Source organism: Leifsonia shinshuensis, from assembly GCF_022606355.1.
Lineage (GTDB): Bacteria > Actinomycetota > Actinomycetes > Actinomycetales > Microbacteriaceae > Leifsonia > Leifsonia shinshuensis_B.
Genome location: NZ_JAHHZQ010000001.1, coordinates 947,120 through 964,942 on the forward strand (window position 1 = coordinate 947,120; position 17,823 = coordinate 964,942).

At 70.8% G+C, this 17,823-nt stretch carries 21 protein-coding genes; 6 read left to right on the forward strand and 15 right to left on the reverse strand.

The annotated features are described in order from the left end of the window. Positions 1 to 26: 26 nt before the first annotated feature. The 6 genes from KNO15_RS04510 to dapA all read right to left on the reverse strand — a co-directional run bounded on the left by KNO15_RS04510 (position 27) and on the right by dapA (position 6,356). Positions 27 to 518, reverse strand: a complete 492-nt coding sequence (locus KNO15_RS04510; protein WP_241702237.1) for a GNAT family N-acetyltransferase — start codon at positions 516 to 518, stop codon at positions 27 to 29. Positions 519 to 589: 71 nt separating this feature from the next. Then, positions 590 to 1,801, reverse strand: coding sequence for an ABC transporter permease (locus KNO15_RS04515; protein WP_241702238.1), 1,212 nt, complete (start codon positions 1,799 to 1,801; stop codon positions 590 to 592). Further along, positions 1,798 to 2,499, reverse strand: a complete 702-nt coding sequence (locus KNO15_RS04520) for an ABC transporter ATP-binding protein (RefSeq protein ID WP_241702239.1) — start codon at positions 2,497 to 2,499, stop codon at positions 1,798 to 1,800. Before KNO15_RS04520 ends, KNO15_RS04515 begins: the two co-directional genes overlap by 4 nt. Then, positions 2,496 to 3,548, reverse strand: coding sequence for an efflux RND transporter periplasmic adaptor subunit (locus KNO15_RS04525; RefSeq protein WP_241702240.1), 1,053 nt, complete (start codon positions 3,546 to 3,548; stop codon positions 2,496 to 2,498). Before KNO15_RS04525 ends, KNO15_RS04520 begins: the two co-directional genes overlap by 4 nt. A gap of 81 nt (positions 3,549 to 3,629) precedes the next feature. Further along, a complete protein-coding gene (locus KNO15_RS04530; protein WP_241702241.1) occupies positions 3,630 to 5,306 on the reverse strand; it encodes a ribonuclease J in 1,677 nt (558 codons plus the stop codon). Between the two features lie 72 nt (positions 5,307 to 5,378). Beyond that, entirely contained in the window at positions 5,379 to 6,356 is a 978-nt protein-coding gene (dapA, locus tag KNO15_RS04535) for a 4-hydroxy-tetrahydrodipicolinate synthase (protein WP_208040804.1), read from the reverse strand. Positions 6,357 to 6,510: 154 nt separating this feature from the next. Here dapA and KNO15_RS04540 point away from each other — a divergent pair, with 154 nt between their 5' ends. The 4 genes from KNO15_RS04540 (at position 6,511) to KNO15_RS04555 (ending at position 8,901) form a co-directional block, all read left to right on the forward strand. Next, positions 6,511 to 6,936: a TlpA family protein disulfide reductase gene (locus KNO15_RS04540; RefSeq protein WP_241702242.1), complete on the forward strand. Its 426-nt coding sequence runs from the start codon at positions 6,511 to 6,513 to the stop codon at positions 6,934 to 6,936. A gap of 2 nt (positions 6,937 to 6,938) precedes the next feature. Beyond that, the gene (locus tag KNO15_RS04545; RefSeq protein WP_241702684.1) at positions 6,939 to 7,454 is read left to right on the forward strand and encodes a DUF4395 domain-containing protein; all 516 of its coding nucleotides are present in this window, start codon (positions 6,939 to 6,941) and stop codon (positions 7,452 to 7,454) included. Positions 7,455 to 7,581: 127 nt separating this feature from the next. Beyond that, positions 7,582 to 8,007 (forward strand): OsmC family peroxiredoxin, encoded by a 426-nt coding sequence (locus KNO15_RS04550; RefSeq protein ID WP_241702243.1) that lies wholly within the window; start codon positions 7,582 to 7,584, stop codon positions 8,005 to 8,007. Positions 8,008 to 8,010: 3 nt separating this feature from the next. After that, positions 8,011 to 8,901: a TIGR01777 family oxidoreductase gene (locus KNO15_RS04555; protein ID WP_241702244.1), complete on the forward strand. Its 891-nt coding sequence runs from the start codon at positions 8,011 to 8,013 to the stop codon at positions 8,899 to 8,901. A 26-nt stretch (positions 8,902 to 8,927) separates the two neighbouring features. Here KNO15_RS04555 and KNO15_RS04560 read toward each other — a convergent pair whose 3' ends face one another. After that, positions 8,928 to 9,392, reverse strand: coding sequence for a tetratricopeptide repeat protein (locus KNO15_RS04560; RefSeq protein ID WP_241702245.1), 465 nt, complete (start codon positions 9,390 to 9,392; stop codon positions 8,928 to 8,930). Positions 9,393 to 9,400: 8 nt separating this feature from the next. Next, entirely contained in the window at positions 9,401 to 10,180 is a 780-nt protein-coding gene (gene dapB / locus KNO15_RS04565) for a 4-hydroxy-tetrahydrodipicolinate reductase (protein ID WP_241702246.1), read from the reverse strand. Positions 10,181 to 10,237: 57 nt separating this feature from the next. Here dapB and KNO15_RS04570 point away from each other — a divergent pair, with 57 nt between their 5' ends. Continuing rightward, positions 10,238 to 10,729, forward strand: a complete 492-nt coding sequence (locus KNO15_RS04570) for a GNAT family N-acetyltransferase (protein WP_241702247.1) — start codon at positions 10,238 to 10,240, stop codon at positions 10,727 to 10,729. A 24-nt stretch (positions 10,730 to 10,753) separates the two neighbouring features. Here KNO15_RS04570 and KNO15_RS04575 read toward each other — a convergent pair whose 3' ends face one another. After that, positions 10,754 to 11,356: a histidine phosphatase family protein gene (locus KNO15_RS04575; RefSeq protein WP_241702248.1), complete on the reverse strand. Its 603-nt coding sequence runs from the start codon at positions 11,354 to 11,356 to the stop codon at positions 10,754 to 10,756. 38 nt (positions 11,357 to 11,394) lie between these two features. Beyond that, positions 11,395 to 12,744, reverse strand: a complete 1,350-nt coding sequence (locus tag KNO15_RS04580; RefSeq protein WP_241702249.1) for a M16 family metallopeptidase — start codon at positions 12,742 to 12,744, stop codon at positions 11,395 to 11,397. Between the two features lie 185 nt (positions 12,745 to 12,929). On the opposite strand from KNO15_RS04580, the gene KNO15_RS04585 reads away from it, so the two are divergent. Then, complete coding sequence (locus KNO15_RS04585; protein ID WP_241702250.1) at positions 12,930 to 13,514, forward strand: TetR/AcrR family transcriptional regulator; 585 nt, start codon at positions 12,930 to 12,932, stop codon at positions 13,512 to 13,514. A gap of 231 nt (positions 13,515 to 13,745) precedes the next feature. Here KNO15_RS04585 and KNO15_RS04590 read toward each other — a convergent pair whose 3' ends face one another. The 5 genes from KNO15_RS04590 to KNO15_RS04610 form a co-directional block, all read right to left on the reverse strand. Beyond that, positions 13,746 to 14,906 carry an aldo/keto reductase gene (locus KNO15_RS04590; RefSeq protein ID WP_241702251.1) on the reverse strand — a complete coding sequence of 387 codons (1,161 nt, stop codon included), beginning with the start codon at positions 14,904 to 14,906 and terminating at the stop codon, positions 13,746 to 13,748. A 171-nt stretch (positions 14,907 to 15,077) separates the two neighbouring features. Beyond that, positions 15,078 to 15,905 (reverse strand): HpcH/HpaI aldolase/citrate lyase family protein, encoded by an 828-nt coding sequence (locus tag KNO15_RS04595; RefSeq protein ID WP_241702252.1) that lies wholly within the window; start codon positions 15,903 to 15,905, stop codon positions 15,078 to 15,080. After that, complete coding sequence (locus KNO15_RS04600; protein WP_241702253.1) at positions 15,902 to 16,390, reverse strand: MaoC family dehydratase; 489 nt, start codon at positions 16,388 to 16,390, stop codon at positions 15,902 to 15,904. The genes KNO15_RS04595 and KNO15_RS04600 overlap by 4 nt, the downstream gene beginning before the upstream one ends. Positions 16,391 to 16,403: 13 nt before the next feature. Continuing rightward, complete coding sequence (locus KNO15_RS04605; RefSeq protein WP_241702254.1) at positions 16,404 to 17,051, reverse strand: CoA transferase subunit B; 648 nt, start codon at positions 17,049 to 17,051, stop codon at positions 16,404 to 16,406. Beyond that, positions 17,048 to 17,818 (reverse strand): CoA transferase subunit A, encoded by a 771-nt coding sequence (locus tag KNO15_RS04610; RefSeq protein WP_241702255.1) that lies wholly within the window; start codon positions 17,816 to 17,818, stop codon positions 17,048 to 17,050. The genes KNO15_RS04605 and KNO15_RS04610 overlap by 4 nt, the downstream gene beginning before the upstream one ends. Positions 17,819 to 17,823: the final 5 nt, after the last annotated feature.

Below are 17,823 nucleotides of genomic sequence, written 5' to 3' on the forward strand. Positions count from 1 at the left end.
CACGGGCGCGGTCTGTGGAGGACCCCTCAGCGAACCGCGCGCACCATCGTGTCGGCGGTCAGCCGCGACTCGACGGTCACGTAGCCCTCGCTCACATACAGGCGCTGGGCGAAGTTCCTGCGGTCGACGCTCAGGCTCAGCCGCGCCGCACCGGTGGCCGCCGCCGCCCGCCCGAGCTCTTGGAGCAGGGCGCGCCCGACGCCCCGGGCCCGCCACTGCGCGTTCACGCCGAGCGTCAGCTCGGGAACACCGACCGCGACGAACCCGCTGCCCGGGGCGTTGGCGGGGAACAGCCGTGCCCAGCAGGCCCCGACCGCGGCTCCGTGCGCGTCCTCCGCGATGCAGCCGAAATCGCCCGGCCGTTTCCAGCCGGCGATGTACCGCATCACGTGCGGATCATCCAGCACCGCGACGCGCGGCCGCACCCGGGGCGAATTGCCGTTCGCGGCCTCCACCAGCATGTCGGCGAGGATACGCGCATCATCGCCGTTCGCCGGTCGGATGCGGAACGCGCTCATGGCTGCACGTTACTCGCGCCCGTGTTTCCGGGAGGTTACGGCTTTGGCGCGGCCCACGCCCGGCGCGACGCTCAATAGCGGATCGCGTCGATCACCTTCACGCGCACGGCGACGAGAGCGGGGAGCAGGCCCGCGAGCGCCCCGACTGCGGTCGCGGCGACGAGTCCCAGCACGGCGGCCTCGACCGGGAACGGCGGCATGTCGGCGATCATGCCGCGCCCGAGGAGCTCCTCCACCCACGGGTTCTTCACGATCAGCACCGAGAGCACCACGCCCGCGCCCCCCGCGACGACGGTGGCGACGACACTCTCCATCATGACGGCGAAGAACACCCGCGCGCCGGTCGCGCCGAAACTGCGTCGCACGCCGATCTCGCGGATGCGGTGCCGCACGGTCACCAGGGCGATGTTGACGAGCCCGAGCGCGCCGAGCAGCAGGATCAGACCGGCGACCCCGCCGACGACCAGCTTGAAGAACAGCAGTGGATCGACGTCCTGATGGGCGAGGTAGTCGTTGCGGTCGACGGAGACGACGCCCGGCCCCAGTGCCTGGTCGAACTCGGTGGTGATCGCCGTGGTCAAGGGCACCGCCAGCTCGGGAGGCACCCAGGCCTCGCGCGTGGGAGCACCGAAGTCGGCGGTCCTGCCTGCGGTCAACCGGTCGACGCCCGAGTTCAGGATGAACGCCGTCGCGTCCTCCGGTGAGTCGGGGGTCTTCATGACGCCGACGACGACGACGGTCACCTTCGTCTCGCCCTTCAGCACGACCGCCGTCGGATGCGCCGCGAGCGGAGGCGACCCGAGCCGGCGCCAGAACGCCTCGTTGACGATGATCGGCGGCGCGAGCAGCTGCGCGTCGGACTCGTGGAACCAGCGCCCCTGCTGGACGACAGTGCGATGCATGGTCGCGTACGGCGGATCGACGGTCTGCGCCATCACCGACGTCACGCCGTCGCGGAACTGCACGGGAAGCGATGCGTTGCCGACCTTCGACGAGTAACGGATGTCGTGGCGCTTCAGAATCACGCGCCAGGCCGCGTCCACACGCTCCTCGCTCGCCTCGTCGCCGGTGGGGTGGATCGCGAGGAGCGCGGGACGGCCGCCGTAGCGCTCGCTGTTCTCGCGCATACCCTGCTCGGCGATGTTCGCGAGCCCGACGACCGAGCTGAGTGCGCAGACCGCCACCCCGACGCCGATGAGCGACAGCAGCACCCGGGTGCGATGGATGCGCAGTTCCTGCCAGGCCTCCACGATCGCGCCCCAGACCGCGGCGAGCGCGTTCACGCGGCGACCTCAGCCGAGACGGGACTCAGCCGTCCCGCGTCGAGCCGGTAGCCGACCTCCGAGCGCGAGGCGACCGCTGGATCGTGAGTGATGACGACCAGCGCGGCCCCGTTGTCCCTGGCGACCTCCTCCAGGAGGTCGATGACGCTCGAGCCGGTCTCGACGTCGAGGGCGCCGGTCGGCTCGTCGGCCAGGATCAGGCGCGGCCCGCGCACGAGCGATCGGGCGATGGCGACGCGTTGCTGCTCGCCTCCTGACAGCACTTCGGGCACGGAGTCGAGCCGGTGTCCGAGCCCGACGCGCTCGAGCATCTCCGACGCGATCGCTCTGCGTCTCCAGAAGCGGCGGCCGCTGGCGTAGAGCAGCGGCATCGTGACGTTCTCGAGCGCGGTGCGCCCGGACAGGAGGTTGAACTGCTGGAAGACGAAGCCGATGTCGGCGCCGCGCCGCAGGTCGCGGGCGCGCCCCGCGATGCGCTCGACCGGCACACCCTCGAACTCGAACACCCCGCTGCTCGGTGAGTCCAGGAGGCCGAGGATGTTGAGCAGGGTCGACTTGCCGGAGCCGGAGCGGCCGACGACCGATACGCGCTCCCCGAGCTCGACGACGAGGTCGACGCCGTGCAGGATGGTGAGCGGCTCGGCATCCGGCACCCGGACGGTCTTCGTCACCTCGCTCAGCCGCAGCAGGGCTGTCACGAGCCGGCCGCCCCGCCGGGTGCGGTGCAGACCATCCCGCCTCCGCCACTCGGCACGCAGCCGCCCTGCGGTGTCGGGGCGCCCGGGACGAACTGCAGTACGGAGTCGCCCTCTTTCACGCCGGAGGTGACCTCGACGGACGTGCCGTCGGTGAGGCCGAGCGTGACAGGGACCTCCGCCGGACTCCCGCCCTTGTCGTCGGGGACGTAGACGATGCCTTTCTCGGCTGAGCCCTTGACGGCGGTGGTGGGCACCGTGAGAACGTTCTCGGCCCGGCCGGCGGAGATCGTGACATCCGCCTTCAGGCCGGCGAAGACCGTGACCTCGGCCGGGACGGCGCAGCGCACGGTCGTCGTCGAGTCGCCCCCGCCTGCGCCCCCGCCGGGCGCCGCGTTCGGGGCCGTATCGCTCGCGGTCGCCGGAGGCGTCGTGATGCTCAGCCCTGTGCAGACGAACGGCGCGGGCCCGCCCGTGACCGTCACCGTCGCCTCAGTGGGCCGGTGGATCAGCCGGTACTGCTGCTCAGCGGGCAGCTTCGCGGAGACCGAGAACGACGGAGGCGCGACGGAGCCGACCGCGTCGCCGATCGCGACGCTCTGGCCTGCGAGCACCGGGAGGCTGCTCAGCACGCCCGCGATCGGTGCAGCGACCTCCACGTAGCGGACGAGCGGCTTGCGCTCGGTGACGATCTGGGAGCCGTCGGGACCCGTCTCGGTCACGGGATCCCGTGGCGTCTCGACCTTGATGTCGAAGAGCACGGCCCCGGCTTCGACCGGCTGACCGGCCGTCGCCTGGACTTTGTTCACCGTGCCGGCGGCGGCGGCCCGAACGGCCACGGCGTCGTCGGCGACGACCGAACCGGTCACCGTCACGTCGTTCACGATCGTCCCGGTCGCCACGGTCGTGACCGGATCGGTCAACTCACCGGTCGGCGTGGCCGGATCGGCCGCCTGCGACTCACCGCTCGGGAAGAACGCCAGTTTCACCAGCGCCACGGCGATCGCCGCGACCAGGACGATACGGATGACAGGGAAGACCCACCGTCGCATGACCCCCACATGCTGCCTTTCGTTCACTGCGCCGGCCCCTCCCGGCGCGTACATCCGATCTTACATGCCAGCCAGGAGGCCTCAGGCCTCGATGACCAGCGGAACGATCATCGGACGGCGCCGGTAGCTGGTGTTGACCCAGCGGCCCACGGTGCGGCGCACGACCTGCGAGAGGGCGTGCGAGTCGCGGACGCCGTTGTGGGCGGCATCCGCGAGAGCCGCCGCGATCTTGGGCTTGACGTCGTCGAACACTGCGTCGTCCTCCGCGAATCCGCGGGCGTGGATCTCCGGACCGGTGACGATCCTGCCGCTGGCGGCCTCCACGACCACGATGATCGAGATGAAGCCCTCCTCGCCGAGGATCCGGCGGTCCTTCAGATCGGCATCGGTGATCTCGCCGACGCTGGACCCGTCGACATAGACGAAGCCCAGGTCGAGCTGGCCGACGACGCGGGCGACGCCGTCGCGGAGGTCGATCACCGAGCCGTCCTCGGCGATGATCGTGTTCTCCTCCGGCACACCGGTGTCCATCGCCAGTCGCGCGTTGGCGACGAGGTGCCGGTACTCGCCGTGCACCGGCATCGCGTTCTTCGGCTTGAGGATGTTGTAGCAGTAGAGCAGCTCGCCCGCCGCGGCGTGACCCGACACGTGCACCTTGGCGTTGCCCTTGTGGACGACGTTGGCACCGAGCTTGGTGAGCCCGTCGATCACGCGGTACACCGCATTCTCGTTGCCCGGGATGAGGCTGGAGGCCAGGATCACGGTGTCGCCGTGGCCGACCTCGATCTGGTGGTCGAGGTTCGCCATCCGGGCGAGGACGGCCATCGGCTCGCCCTGCGAGCCCGTCGACATGTAGACGATCTCGTCGTCCGGCAGGTCGGCGGCCTTCTTGTAGTCGATGAGCACGCCCTCGGGCACCTTGAGGTAGCCGAGCTCTGCGGCGATGGTCATGTTTCGCACCATCGAGCGGCCCAGCAACGCGACCCGCCGGCCGTTGGCCGCGGCGGCGTCGAGCACCTGCTGCACGCGGTGGACGTGGCTCGAGAAGCTGGCGACGATGACGCGACGGGGAGCCCGCGCGATCACCGCGTCGAGCACCGGCCCGATGGACCGCTCGAGCGGCGTGAAACCGGGGACGTCGGCGTTCGTGGAGTCGGCCATGAACAGGTCGACGCCCTTCTCGCCCAGGCGCGCGAACGCGCGGAGGTCGGTGATCCTGTCGTCGAGCGGCAGCTGGTCCATCTTGAAGTCGCCCGTGTGCAGCACGGTGCCCGCCGGCGTCGTGATGGCGACGGCGAGCGCGTCGGGGATGGAGTGGTTGACCGCGACGAACTCCAGCTCGAACGGGCCGAGCTGCTCGGTGCGCCCCTCCTTCACCGTGAGCGTGTACGGCTGGATGCGGTGCTCCTTGAGCTTGGCCTCCACCAGCGCCAGCGTCAGTCCGGAGCCGATCAGCGGGATGTCCGCGCGCAGCTTGAGCAGGTAGGGGACGGCGCCGATGTGGTCTTCGTGGCCGTGCGTCAGCACGACGCCGAGGACGTCGTCGAGGCGGTCGCGGACCGGCGCGAAGTCGGGCAGGATCAGGTCGACGCCCGGCTGGTCCTGCTCGGGGAAGAGAACGCCGCAGTCGACGATCAGGAGCTTGCCTTCGTATTCGAAGACGGTCATGTTGCGGCCGATCTCACCGAGGCCGCCGGTCGGGATGATCCGGAGCGTTCCCGGTTCGAGTACAGGCGGATCGGAGACGAGGTTGGGCATCTGCCCTCCAATTTCAGTTATTGACGTGCGTCCGGGCTCGTGCCCGGGGTGGATCCGGCCGCTCGTGCGGCCCTAGCGTGTGGTCCCGGCGATCTTGGGGAGCGCTCCGCCGGCTGCGGCGTTGCGATCGGGCCGGAAGTTGGTGAAGTCGACACCGGGGATGTCGCGGACGAGGTCGAGCTCGTCTTCGATCTGAGCGGCCTCCCACTCCTCCGGTCCGACGAGCGGGAGTCGCACCCGCGGGCTCGAGATGCGTCCCAGCCCGTGGAGGATGTACTTGGCCGCGACCGTGCCGGGCACGTGGGTCATCACGGCGCGCACGAGCGGCTCGAGCTTCTGGTGGGCGGCGGTCGCGGTGGCCAGGTCGCCCGCGTTCACCGCATCGACGATCTGCCGGTACGGCGTGGCGGCGATGTTGGCGGTGACGCCGATGAGCCCGGTCGCGCCGATGGCCAGGTGCGGGAGCACGTTGGCATCGTCGCCGGAGAAGTACATCAGGTCGGTCTGGTTGAGCACCCGGCTGACCTCGCTGAAGTCGCCCTTGGCGTCTTTGATCGCCAGCACGTTGGGGTGCTTGGCGATGCGCAGGATCGTCTCGTACTTGATCGGGATACCGGTGCGCCCGGGGATGTCGTAGAGGATGACAGGGAGGTCGGTCGAGTCGGCGATCATGCGGAAATGCGTCAGCACCCCCGCCTGGGTGGGCTTGTTGTAGTACGGGGTGACGATCATCACGCCGTCGGCACCGGCCTTCTCGCTCTGCTTGTAGAGCTGGATGGCGTGGGCGGTCTCGTTCGAGCCTCCGCCGGTGATGATCTTGGCCCGGCCTCCCGCGACCGATTTGCCGACCTCGACCAGGCGCAGCTTCTCGGGGTCGGTGAGGGTGGAGGTCTCCCCCGTCGTGCCGGTGACGACGATCCCGTCGGCCCCCGCGACGATGACGTCGTCGATGTGCTTCTCCACGCCGGCCCAGTCGACCTCGCCGTCGGCGGTGAAGGGCGTGACCAGGGCGACGAGCACCTGGCCGAAGGGGTTCTGGGGAGCAGCCATGGCACCAAGGCTATCGGGTCGGGCCGGGCCACCGCCTCCCCGTACGGTCACCTCCCCTCCACACACCGCCTCTGCCTCCGCACACGGTGCCGACGTCATCTTCGGTCACATTGCGTGCGCCGCCTCCGGGTCCGCGCGTAAGGTCGCCTCCACCATGACCGCTGCGGCCGCCCTTCTCACCGTGCTCGCACTCGTCGCGCTCGCGACGGTGCTCGGGCTGGTCTGGAAGGCGCGCGCCGGCCGGCTCCGCGCCTCCCGCGGCGACGTACGGCTCACGGCCGCCGAGGTCGGCGCCGCCGAGCTGGGCTCGCGCGCGACGCTCGTGCAGTTCTCCACCGAGTTCTGCGCGCAGTGCCCGGCGACGGCGCGGGTCCTCGGCGCGATCGCGGCGGACCGCGACGGAGTCGAGCACCTGGACGTCGACCTCACCGTGCGCCCCGAGCTCGCCGGGCGGTTCGCCGTCCTCCAGACCCCGACGACGCTGCTCATCGACGCCACCGGCCGCGTCCAAGGCCGCATCTCCGGCCCCGTCCGCCCCGCCGAGGTCCGCAGCGCCCTCGACCGCATCCTCACGGAGTGACCATGTCAGTGAACCCGGACCAGAATCCTGCCCCGGCCCCCGAGGCGCCCACCGCCGAGAAGCGCGCCGGAATCGACCCGCGCTCCCCGCGATTCGGCGCGGGCATCACCGCCGTGCTGCTGCTGGTGGACCTCTTCCTCGCCCTGATCGGTGCGACGACGGCCGCGGCGCTGCTGCTGCTCGTCATCGCGCTGCTCTTCGCGTGGGGCGCGTTCGCCGGCGTGCGGCGCCACCCGTACGGCGCGCTGTACCGCGTGGCGGTCCGGCCACGGCTGGCTGCGCCGACCGAGCTCGAAGACCCCGCCCCGCCCACGTTCGCGCAGGGCGTCGGCCTGGTCGTCACCGGTCTCGGCCTGCTGCTGTTCGCATTCGGGGTGCCGGCGGCGCTTCCGGTGGCGGCCGCCCTCGCCTTCGTCGCGGCCTTCCTCAACGCGGTGTTCGGCTACTGCCTGGGCTGCCAGATCTACCTCCTGTTGGTGCGGGCCGGCGTGATCCGGAAGCCCGCCGCCACGGTCTGAGGCGGCGCGAAACCGGGAATCCTCCGAGCGGCCCTCGACCTGTCGGAGCCCGACAGTAGTCTGGTCGCACCGCCGCCGCCCCGACCGAGGGCCACTGCGCGCGCCGGCAGAAGGAGTATGAGATCTCATGGCAGTAACCAGCGAATCCACCACGGTCTGGACCGGCGATCTGAAGTCGGGTTCCGGCACGGTCTCGCTCGATTCGTCCGGCGCCGCGACGCTCGCGGTGAACTGGAAGGCCCGCTCTGAGGGCGGGGCCGAGACCTCCACTCCGGAGGAACTGCTCGGCGCTGCGCACTCGGCGTGCTTCTCGATGGCGTTCTCGAACGTCCTCGCCGCCTTCGGCACCCCGCCGCAGAGCATCCGCACCACCGCCGCGGTCACATTCGACCCGGCCCAGGGCATCACCGGCAGCCACCTCCGCGTCGAGGCCACCGTGCCGGGGCTCACGGAGGACGACTTCCAGCGGCTCGCCGACGAGGCGAAGCGCACTTGCCCGGTCTCGCGGGCGCTGGTCGGCATCCCGATCACGATCGAAGCCGTCCTGGCCTGACCGATGCGGGTGCTCGTCGCCGGTGCGTCCGGCATGATCGGCACCGAGCTGGTGCGCCAGCTCCGGGCGGAGGGCCACGACGTCCTCCGCCTGGTGCGGCGCGCGCCGCAGAGCCCGGACGAACGCTCGTGGGCGCCGTCGGAGCGGATGATCGACGTCGGCCTGCTCGAGGAGTCCGACGCGGTCGTGAACCTCTCCGGGGCGTCGCTCAACCGCCTGCCCTGGACGCCCGCCCATCGCCGGCGCATCCTGGCGTCGCGGTTGGAGGCGACGGGAACGCTGGCCGACGCGATGCGACAGACGAGCGCCCCTCCCGCGGTGTTCGTCAGCGGCTCCGCGGTCGGCTACTACGGCGACCGCCCGGGTCAGACCCTCACCGAGAGCTCGGCGAAGGGCACGGGCTTCCTCTCTGACGTCGTCGACGCCTGGGAGACGGCGGCGCACCTCGCGCCGCAGGCGACCCGCGTCGTCACTGCGCGCACCGGCGTCGTCATCGGTCGGGGAGGTGCGATGGCCCCGCTCCTGCCGCTCGCCAGAGCAGGGCTCGTCGGCCCGATCGCCGGAGGTCGCCAGCACTGGCCCTGGGTCAGCCTGCGCGACGAAGCGGCCGCGATCAGGCACCTGCTCACCTCGACGCTGTCGGGCCCGGTCAACGTCGTCGGCCCCGAGCCGGCGACAGCGGCAGACGTGCTGCGGGCGCTGGCGACGGCGGTGCACCGGCCGTACGGCCTCCCTCTGCCGCGCGCAGCCGTCTCACTGGGCCTCGGCGAGGCCGGTCACGAACTGCTGCTCGCCGACCAGCGCGTGCTGCCGCAGCGGCTCCTCGACGACGGCTTCGTCTTCCAGGACACCAGCGTGCAGGACGCGATGGCGCAGCTGGTCGGCGCCGCCTGAACTGCGGCGTCCGATCACGGCACGCCCTAGTGTGCGGCGCGGCCCGCCCGCTGCTCGCCCCGGTAGAGCCGGATGGCCTGCCGCAGCGCCTCGCGTGCGCGTCGGCGGTCACCACTCGCGTCGTAGGCGAGCCCCAACCGGAACCAGGCGCGCCAGCTCTCGGGCTCGGCCTCAACTTCGGCCTTGTACTGGGGAAAATCGGCGTCGGCCGCGTCACGCAACGGGCGACCGCTGGCCCGCTGCGGGAGGTCGTCGGCGGGAAGCGTGCCCTCGGCGGCCATGAGCTTCACGAGCTTCTCGGTTCTGGCGCCGAAGAGCAGCTCGCGGCCGATCGCCCAGGCCGCGATGAACGGCAGCAGGATCAGCGCGAGGCCCATCGCGATCCCCACGCCTGAACCCGACGCGATCAGCAGGATGGCGCGCTGGACGACGAGCACGAGATAGACCAGGAGGATCAGCGCCATCAGCAGCGCGGCGAGACGGTTGCGCATCGGTACGCTCACACCTCGCGCACGGTCGGCCGCGGCGGTTCCCCGTCGGGCTCCGCGATGCCGAGGTCGATCAGCTTGTCGAGCCCGACCACCACGCCAGGCGTCTGCGCGGCCGCACGCAGGGCGAGCAAGATGCCCGCCTCGTAGGCCTCCGAGCCGACCGTGTCGTGCCGGATGGTCAGGGTCTCCCCCGCGCCGCCGAAGATCACCTGCTGCTCGGCGACCACGCCGCGCATCCGGAGGCTGTGGATCGGCACGCTCGCCACCTGCTGACCGCGTGCACGCTGATCGGTGTGCGGCGCGTCGACAGGTCCGCGCTGCAACCGCGCGGCCCCGATCAGCTCCGCGGTGCGGACGGCCGTGCCGGAGGGCGAATCGACCTTGCCGGCGCCGTGCGCCTCGATGATCTCGATGGAGTCGAAGAAGCGCGCAGCGACGGTCGCGAACGCGGTGCCCAGCGCTGATCCCAGCGAGAAATTGGGGATGACGACCGCCCCGCTGCCCTCGTGCTCGGCGACGCGGCGCTCCAGCTCGAGGATGCGGTCGGCAGACCAGCCGGAGGTGCCGATGAGCACTTTCAGTCCGTGGTCGACGGCGAACGCCACGATCCCCGGACTCACCTGCGGGAGGGTCATGTCCACGAGCACGTCGGCCCCGAGCATCGCATCGAGCGGCGACCGCGAGTCGAGAGCCGCCACGAGCTCCAGGTCTTCGGCGGCCTCGATGAGACGCACCGCAACGGATCCCAGCTTGCCGGTCGCCCCGGCGACGGCCACGCGAACAGTCACCCGTCCACACTACCCGCCGGCACCGCCGCGGACGGACGGCGCAGCTACGCTGGGGCGATGGTGTCCTTTGCCGATGTCTCCGTGACCGATGCGACCGCCCACCGGATGCTGGCCGACTACTTCGCCGAGCGGGCCGAGACCTTCCCCGCCTCGCAGGGCGCATACCGCACGACGTTTCCCGACCCTGGACAGTTCGTCCCACCGGCCGGGGTGTTCCTGCTCGCCTACGACGACGGCGAGGCCGGTTGCGGGGGCATCCGCGAGCTGAGCGTGCCGCTCTCCGACACGGAGGACGGCGAGCAGATCGTCCGTTACGAGATCAAGCACCTCTGGGTTGCTCCCACGCACCGCGGGCAGGGCATCGGCCGCGCCATCCTCGCCGAGCTCGAGCACCGTGCCCGCGGTTTCGGCGCGACCGAGGTCGTCCTCGACACGAACGCGAGCCTGGAGGCCGCGGGCAATCTCTACCGCTCGCACGGCTACGAGAGCATCCAGCCGTACAACGAGAACCCGAACGCGACCGACTGGTTCCGCAAGCGGCTCCGCTGAGCGCGGGCCGCAGGGGCGAGCTGCTCAGACTGGTTGCAGCTCGGGCAGACCGGTGCGGAGCTCGACCGGCAGGTGCCCGAGGTCGTTGTGCACCACGAGCACGGGAGGCTTCGCCGACCGCACCCGGATGATGGTGAGGCCGCAGTTGGCCTGGTTCAGCCCGAGCCAGCGCCAGGCCGGAGCGTCGAAGACGTGCCGCACGAACCAGCCGATGACGAAGTTGTGCGTGACGAGGAGGTCGTGCCTGTCGCCCATCGCCGGCGTCAGGAACTCGTGGACGGCATCCTCCATCTGGGCCCGACCCGCCTCGATCTCGGCCTCGGTGACCGAGCCGAAGAACGACTCGAAAGCCTTGGGCATGTCGGGAGTCGGCCCCGACGGGATGCAGTCGAACAGCAGGCTCGACGGCTCCGGCTCGACCGACGGCATGCGCTCGGCGATGATCGAGGCGGTCTCCGCAGCGCGCACCAGCGGGGAGTGGTACATCCCCGTGAACGGGACCCCGCTCAGCCGGTCGGCGACGAGCTGGGCCTGGCGCTTGCCGCGCGGCGACAGCGGACCGTCGGGGAGACCGTGCTCGGCATCCTGTTGCTCGCCGTGACGCACGAGGTAGAGGTAATGAGGCACGGGACAGACCTTTCGATGGAACGGGAGGGAGGGCCGGGTCAGGAGACCAGGCCCGCGAAGACGTCGTCGTCGACGCCTCCGACCGCAGAGACGGAGACCGGGCGCTGCGCCAGATCGCGGGCGAGCTCTTGCACGTCGTCGACCGTGACGAGGTGCAGACGACGGAGGCTCTCGTCGAGGTCGGCGAACTCCCCCAGGCTGATCTCGGCCCGGCCGAGACGGGACATGCGGGTGTCGGAGTCTTCGAGGGCGAGCGCGGCGCCGCCGGAGAGCTGACCCACCGCACGGCGGAGCTCCTCGGGTGTCACCCCGCCGTCGGCGAGGCGATGCAACTCGGCGAGCATCAGCTCGGTGACCTGGCGGGCCTTCGCGGGGGCGCAGCCCGCGAACAGGCCGTAGACGCCGGCGTCGGAGTACGAGCCGGAGAACGAGTACACCGAGTACGCCAGACCGCGCTTCTCGCGCACTTCCTGGAACAGCCGGCTCGACATCCCGCCGCCGAGGACGGAGTTGAGCACGCTCATCGTCGTCCTGCGCTCATCGGTCGCCACGATCCCCGGCAGGCCGATGATGATGTTGGCCTGCTCGATGGGGCGCTGCACCGTGACCACGCCCGCGGAGCGCTGCACGGTGGCCGGGGTCGTGGAGCGACGGGCGACGGGTGCCGCCTCCTCGTCACGGTCCCAGCCGGCAGCGTCCAGCGCGCGCTGCACGCCCGCCACGAGGACGTCATGGTCGACGGCGCCTGCAGCGGTGATGACGAGGTCGCGCGGGCGGTAGTTGGCCCGGTAGTGGCGCCAGACGGCGTCGCGGGACGCAGCGCGGATCGTCTCCGGCCGGCCCCCGATGGGGCGACCGAGCGGGTGATCGCCCAGAACGGCGGTGAAGAGGCGGTCGTTGGCGACGTCGGCGGGATCGTCCTCGGCCATCGAGAGTTCTTCGAGGATGACGCCGCGCTCGTTCTCGAACTCGGTCGGGTCGAGAACCGACGAGGTGAGCATGTCGCCGATGACCTCGACCGCCATCGGGAGGTCGCGATCCTGCACCTTGGCGTAGTAGCAGGTGTACTCCTTGGCCGTCATGGCGTTGTGCTCGCCGCCGACGGAGTCGAACGAGACGGCGATGTCGAGCGCGGTGCGCGTTCCGGTGCCCTTGAACAGCAGGTGCTCGAGGAAGTGTGTGGAGCCGAGACTGCCGGGCACCGCCTCCGTCTCGTCGCGGGAGCCGACGGCGACCCAGTAGCCGAGCGTGGCGCTGCGCGAACCGGGCACGTGCTCGCTGAGGATCCGCACCCCGCTCGGGAGGATCGTGCGGCGGACCAGCGCGTCACCCGAAGCTGCGAATGCGAGATCGGCCAGACCGAGCGGGAGGTCGACTGCGCTGTTCATCCCCTCCACCCTACGCCAGCGGCCCTTCGAAGGCGGAGATCGCGAATATGAGGACAAACAGACTGGTCTGTCTACTGCTATACTGATCTCACCACCCTGACCGGTCGTCCCCCCTAGGACCGGTCGGGTGGGTCTCGCACCACCAGAGCGGAGGCCACGCCTCCTTGTTGAGAGGAGACGACCGGATGGTCGTAAGTGCCCGAGCGACCATCCGGCCGCCCGCGCCGTCGAAGATCAAGATCCTCGCCACAGCGGACGAGCTCTTCTATCAGGAGGGCATCCACACCGTCGGCGTCGACCGGATCATCGCAGGAGCCCGCGTCACGAAGGCGACGTTCTACAAGCACTTCCGCTCGAAGGATCTGCTCATCATCGCCTACGTCGAGGGCCGCGACCGCCAGGTCCGCGACTGGTTCGCCGAGCAGGAGCGCGAGGCGGACGATCCGAAGGCGATCGCGCGAGCCCTCGTCGACTCCATCAACACCGAAGCGATCCAGCCGGGCTTCCGCGGCGACCCGTTCATCAACGCCGCCGCCCAGTTCGCCGACGAGAACCACCCGGTTCGGGTCGCGGTGACCGCGCACCGCGATTGGTACGCCAAGCACATCGAGGAGCTGTTCCGCCAGATCGGGCACCCCCGGCCGGGCGATGCGGCGGACGACCTGATCCTGGCGCGCGACGGCGCCCTGGCCGGCGGCTACGTCGGCGACCCGATCGCCGCGGGCGCGGCCCTGCACCGCGCGCTCGACCGCATCCTGTCCGAGGCGTAGGCCGATTCGCGTGGTGACCGTCACTCCGGAGATCCGGCGCGCTCACCGCGTGTCGTGACCGTAACTCCGGAGAACCGCCCCGCGAGCGAGCGGATCTCCGGAGTTGCCGATGAGGGTCAGGCGCATGCCCGTCACCAATTCCGGAGACTCGGCCTCGTCAGTGTCGATTCTCCGGAGGCACGGGCGATTTGACGGCGCGTCGCCCATGGTCTCCGGAAATACAGACGCGGATTACTCGGAGACGCGGTCGAGCTCGAGCATCTGCGCTCGGGTGAGCCGGATGCCGGCGGCGGCCATCAGGCCGTCGACCTGCTCGGGGCGGCTCGCGCTGGCGACCGGCGCCACGATGGTGCGCTTGGCGAGCAGCCACGCGATCGACACGCTCGCGGGCGACACGCCGTGCTCGGCGGCGATGCGGTCGAGGACGGCCAGGACGCGCATCCCCTTGCGGTTGACGTACGCCGAAGCCCGCACACTGCGTGCGTCGGCGCTCAAGTCGGACTTGGAGCGGTACTTGCCGGTGAGGAAGCCGTTGGCCAGCGCGTAGTACGGCATCACGGCGAGGCCCTGCGCCGCCGCGACGATGCGCAGCGCGCTCTCGAACTCGGCCCGGTGCATCAGGTTGTACTGGGTCTGGATCGCCACGAACTTGGGCAGACCGGACGACGCCATGATGCGCGCCTCGATCAGCCGGTCGGCACTGAAGTTGGAGGCCGCCAGGTAGCGGACCTTGCCCGACTCGATGAGCCACTCGGCGGTCGCCAGGCTGTCTTCGAGCGGCACCTCGGGGTCATCGTCGTGGAAGTAGAGCAGGTCGAGGTGATCGGTCTGCAGGCGCTCGAGGGAGGCCTCGACGGCGCGGACGATGCTGACCGATCCGAGGCCGGGGTTCTCGTGGTGGCGGCCCACCTTGGTCGCGACGACGACGTCATCGCGGTTGCCGCGCTCGCGCAGCCACTTGCCGATCAGGACCTCGCTGCGGCCGCCGACGTAGCTGTCGGCCGTGTCGATGAAGTTGCCGCCGAGCGCCGCGAAGCGGTCGAGGATGGCGAGCGAGGTGTCGCCGTCGGCCGTCCAGCCGAACACGCTGGCGCCGAGCGACAGCGGGTAGACCGCGAGGTCGCTCTCTCCGATGCGGCGCGGAGCGATGATCGAGAGCGGAGCCGTGCGCTCGAGCCGGGTGTCGATGTCGAGAGGGCCGCCCGTGTCGGTCGAGGGCTCGACGAAGCCGTCGCCGGGGACGGACGCGCGGGGCGCCGTCGTCGCCGGAGCGGCGGTCACCGAGGGCGTCGGCAGAGCCGGAGCGGCGTCGTCGGAGGCGGACCGCGTGGCGGCGGCCGGCGCGCGGAGCCCCACGGTCTCGAGCAGGCGCAGGGGAAGAAGCTGTGGCATCTCATCCCCCTCCCCACCGCTCGAGCGGCAACTCACGCGAAACGTCGAACTCGGGCCTCGAATCGATTCGAGTGTGCTCTGCTCTGGAACGTTAAGGGCAGAGTACGGCATGCCGCCGACACCGCACGACCAAACCGGTGAACGGCGCCAGAATCGTTCATCACAGTTTCATCACGGCGTGTCGCGCGCCCGGCGGAGGACCGCCCGAGCGTGTTCCACGACCGGCCCGTCGACCATCCGGCCGCGGTGCCGGAACACTCCCCCGCCCGCGGCCTCCGCCGCCGCCAGCAGCTCGACGGCCTCCGTGAGCTGCTCGTCGCTCGGCAGATACGCGCCCCGCACGGTCTCCACCTGCGAGGGGTGGATGCAGGCCGTCGCGGCGAAGCCGACGGCCACCGCGTCCTCCGTCTCGGCGGCGAGGCCGACCAGGTCGGCGATGTCGAGATGCACGGTGTCGATCGCCGATCTGCCGGCGGCACCGGCCGCGAGCAGCACCTCCGAGCGCGCGTGCCGCGCGACGTCGCGATAGCGGCCGTCGGCGTGCCTGCTGGAGGTGCCGCCGAGCGAGGCGATCAGATCCTCCGCGCCCCACATCAGTGCCACGACCCCGTCCGCCGAGGCGAGCTCGCCCGCGGCGCGCACGCCGGCAGCCGTCTCGCAGAGTGCGATCATCTCGAGACCGCCCAGCGCCGCGAGGTCGCCGACCCCCTCGGCCTTGGGGAGCATCACTGCGCGGTACGGAGTGTGATCGAGCGCGGCGAGATCCGCCGCCTGGTCGTCGGTTCCCGAGGGATTGACTCGGACGATCACCCGCGCCGGATCGAGGTCGGAGGCGACGATCGCCTCCCGGGCGACACCACGGCGGGCGGGGTCGACCGCGTCCTCGAGGTCGAGGATGACCGCGTCGGCGCGCTCCAGCGCCTTGTCATAGCGGTCGGGCCGATCGGCCGGGCAGAACAGCAGTGCCGGACCCCACGGGAAGACGGCCGGCCCCGTCACAGTTCCGCCGCCCCGAGGTGGGCGTCCCTGCACCACACCATCACCTGGCGGGTCGCCGTGGCGACGACCACGCCGTCCTGGTTGCGTCCGGTGTGCTCGAGGGTGACGATCCCCTGGCCCGGCCGGGAGGCCGACAACCGCTTGGCCGTCACCACGGTCTCCGAGTAGAGCGTGTCGCCGTGGTACAGCGGGTGCGGGAACGCGACCTCCGAGAAGCCCAGGTTCGCGACGATCGTGCCCTGGGTCAGCTGGGCGACCGACGCACCGACGATCGTCGCGAGCGTCCACATCGAGTTCATCAGGCGTTCCCCGAACGGCTGGCGCGCCGACCAGGCCGCATCGAGATGCAGTGCCTGCGTGTTCATCGTGAGCGTGGTGAAGAGGACGTTGTCCGCCTCCGTCACGGTGCGTCCGGGCCGGTGGAGGTAGCGGGTCTCCAGCTCGAACTCCTCGTAGTAGAGCCCGCGCTGCTCGATCTCTTTCACGACAGGGCCTCCTTCACGAAGCCGTCTCCAGCTCCACGTCGAGCGGAGCGCCCGTCGCCGCGACGACCTCCTCGACCGTCACCCCCGGCGCGGTCTCGCGCAGGACGAGCCCGTCCGGCGTCACGTCGATGACGGCGAGGTCGGTGATGATCCGGTCGACGCAGCCCGTGCCGGTCAGCGGCAGCGTGCACTCCGCGAGGATCTTGGGCCGGCCCTCCCTGTCGACGTGCTCCATCATGACGATGAGCCGCTTGGCGCCGAAGACCAGGTCCATCGCGCCGCCCATCCCCTTGACCATCTTGCCGGGGATCATCCAGTTGGCCAGGTCGCCGGAGGCCGAGACCTCCATCGCGCCGAGCACCGCGACGTCCACGTGGCCGCCGCGGACCATGCCGAACGACAGAGCGGAGTCGAAGAACGCGGCGCCGCGCTCGACGGTGACGGTCTCCTTGCCCGCGTTGATGAGGTCGGGATCCACCTCGGCCTCGGCCGGGTACGGCCCGACGCCGAGCACGCCGTTCTCGGAGTGCAGGATGACCTCGACGCCCTCCGGGATGTAGTTCGGGATGAGGGTCGGCATGCCGATGCCGAGGTTCACGTACTGGCCGTTCTCCAGCTCGCGTGCGACGCGCGCGGCGAGCTCGGTGCGGGTGAGGCTCATCGGGCGCTCCCTTCCGGAACCGCGGCGACGGTGCGCCGTTCGATCCGCTTCTCGACGTCGGGCGCGTGCACCACCCGCTGGACGAAGATCCCCGGCAGGTGGACGTCCCCGGGCGAGAGCTCGCCGGGTTCGACCAGCTCCTCCACCTCGGCGATGGTGATGCCGCCCGCCATCGCCGCGAGCGGGTTGAAGTTCATGGCGGCGGCGTGGAAGACCAGGTTGCCGTGCCGGTCACCCTTCGCCGCGTGCACGAGTGCGAAGTCGGGTCGCAGGGAGCGCTCCAGCACGTAGGACGCCCCGTCGAACTCGCGCACCTCCTTCGGCTCGCTCGCGACAGCGACGGAGCCGTCGGCGTTGTAGCGGCGCGGGAGGCCGCCGAGCGCGATCTGGGTGCCGACGCCGGCGGGCGTGTAGAACGCCGGGATGCCGGCACCGCCCGCGCGCAGCTTCTCGGCGAGCGTGCCCTGCGGGGTCAGCTCCACCTCCAGCTCGCCCGACAGGAACTGCCGCGCGAACTCCTTGTTCTCACCGACGTACGAGCTGATCATCTTGCGGATCCGCCGCTGTGCGAGCAGCAGCCCGAGGCCCCAGTCGTCCACTCCGCAGTTGTTGCTGACCACTTCCAGGTCGGTCGTCCCGGCCTCCAGCAGCGCCTGGATGAGCGCGCTCGGGATGCCGCACAGCCCGAACCCGCCCACGGCGAGGCTGCTGCCGCTCGCGATGTCGGCCACGGCCTCCCCCGCGCTCGCCACCGTCTTGTCGATCACCAGAG

What these genes read in the sequence shown, in the direction of transcription:
- KNO15_RS04510 (WP_241702237.1), bottom strand. Translation starts at nt 518, where the DNA reads ATGAGCGCGTTCCGCATCCGACCGGCGAACGGCGATGATGCGCGTATC.
- KNO15_RS04525 (WP_241702240.1), bottom strand. Translation starts at nt 3,548, where the DNA reads ATGCGACGGTGGGTCTTCCCTGTCATCCGTATCGTCCTGGTCGCGGCG.
- KNO15_RS04530 (WP_241702241.1), bottom strand. Translation starts at nt 5,306, where the DNA reads ATGCCCAACCTCGTCTCCGATCCGCCTGTACTCGAACCGGGAACGCTC.
- dapA (WP_208040804.1), bottom strand. Translation starts at nt 6,356, where the DNA reads ATGGCTGCTCCCCAGAACCCCTTCGGCCAGGTGCTCGTCGCCCTGGTC.
- KNO15_RS04540 (WP_241702242.1), top strand. Translation starts at nt 6,511, where the DNA reads ATGACCGCTGCGGCCGCCCTTCTCACCGTGCTCGCACTCGTCGCGCTC.
- KNO15_RS04545 (WP_241702684.1), top strand. Translation starts at nt 6,939, where the DNA reads ATGTCAGTGAACCCGGACCAGAATCCTGCCCCGGCCCCCGAGGCGCCC.
- KNO15_RS04550 (WP_241702243.1), top strand. Translation starts at nt 7,582, where the DNA reads ATGGCAGTAACCAGCGAATCCACCACGGTCTGGACCGGCGATCTGAAG.
- KNO15_RS04555 (WP_241702244.1), top strand. Translation starts at nt 8,011, where the DNA reads ATGCGGGTGCTCGTCGCCGGTGCGTCCGGCATGATCGGCACCGAGCTG.
- KNO15_RS04560 (WP_241702245.1), bottom strand. Translation starts at nt 9,392, where the DNA reads ATGCGCAACCGTCTCGCCGCGCTGCTGATGGCGCTGATCCTCCTGGTC.
- KNO15_RS04570 (WP_241702247.1), top strand. Translation starts at nt 10,238, where the DNA reads ATGGTGTCCTTTGCCGATGTCTCCGTGACCGATGCGACCGCCCACCGG.
- KNO15_RS04580 (WP_241702249.1), bottom strand. Translation starts at nt 12,744, where the DNA reads ATGAACAGCGCAGTCGACCTCCCGCTCGGTCTGGCCGATCTCGCATTC.
- KNO15_RS04585 (WP_241702250.1), top strand. Translation starts at nt 12,930, where the DNA reads ATGGTCGTAAGTGCCCGAGCGACCATCCGGCCGCCCGCGCCGTCGAAG.
- KNO15_RS04590 (WP_241702251.1), bottom strand. Translation starts at nt 14,906, where the DNA reads ATGCCACAGCTTCTTCCCCTGCGCCTGCTCGAGACCGTGGGGCTCCGC.
- KNO15_RS04605 (WP_241702254.1), bottom strand. Translation starts at nt 17,051, where the DNA reads ATGAGCCTCACCCGCACCGAGCTCGCCGCGCGCGTCGCACGCGAGCTG.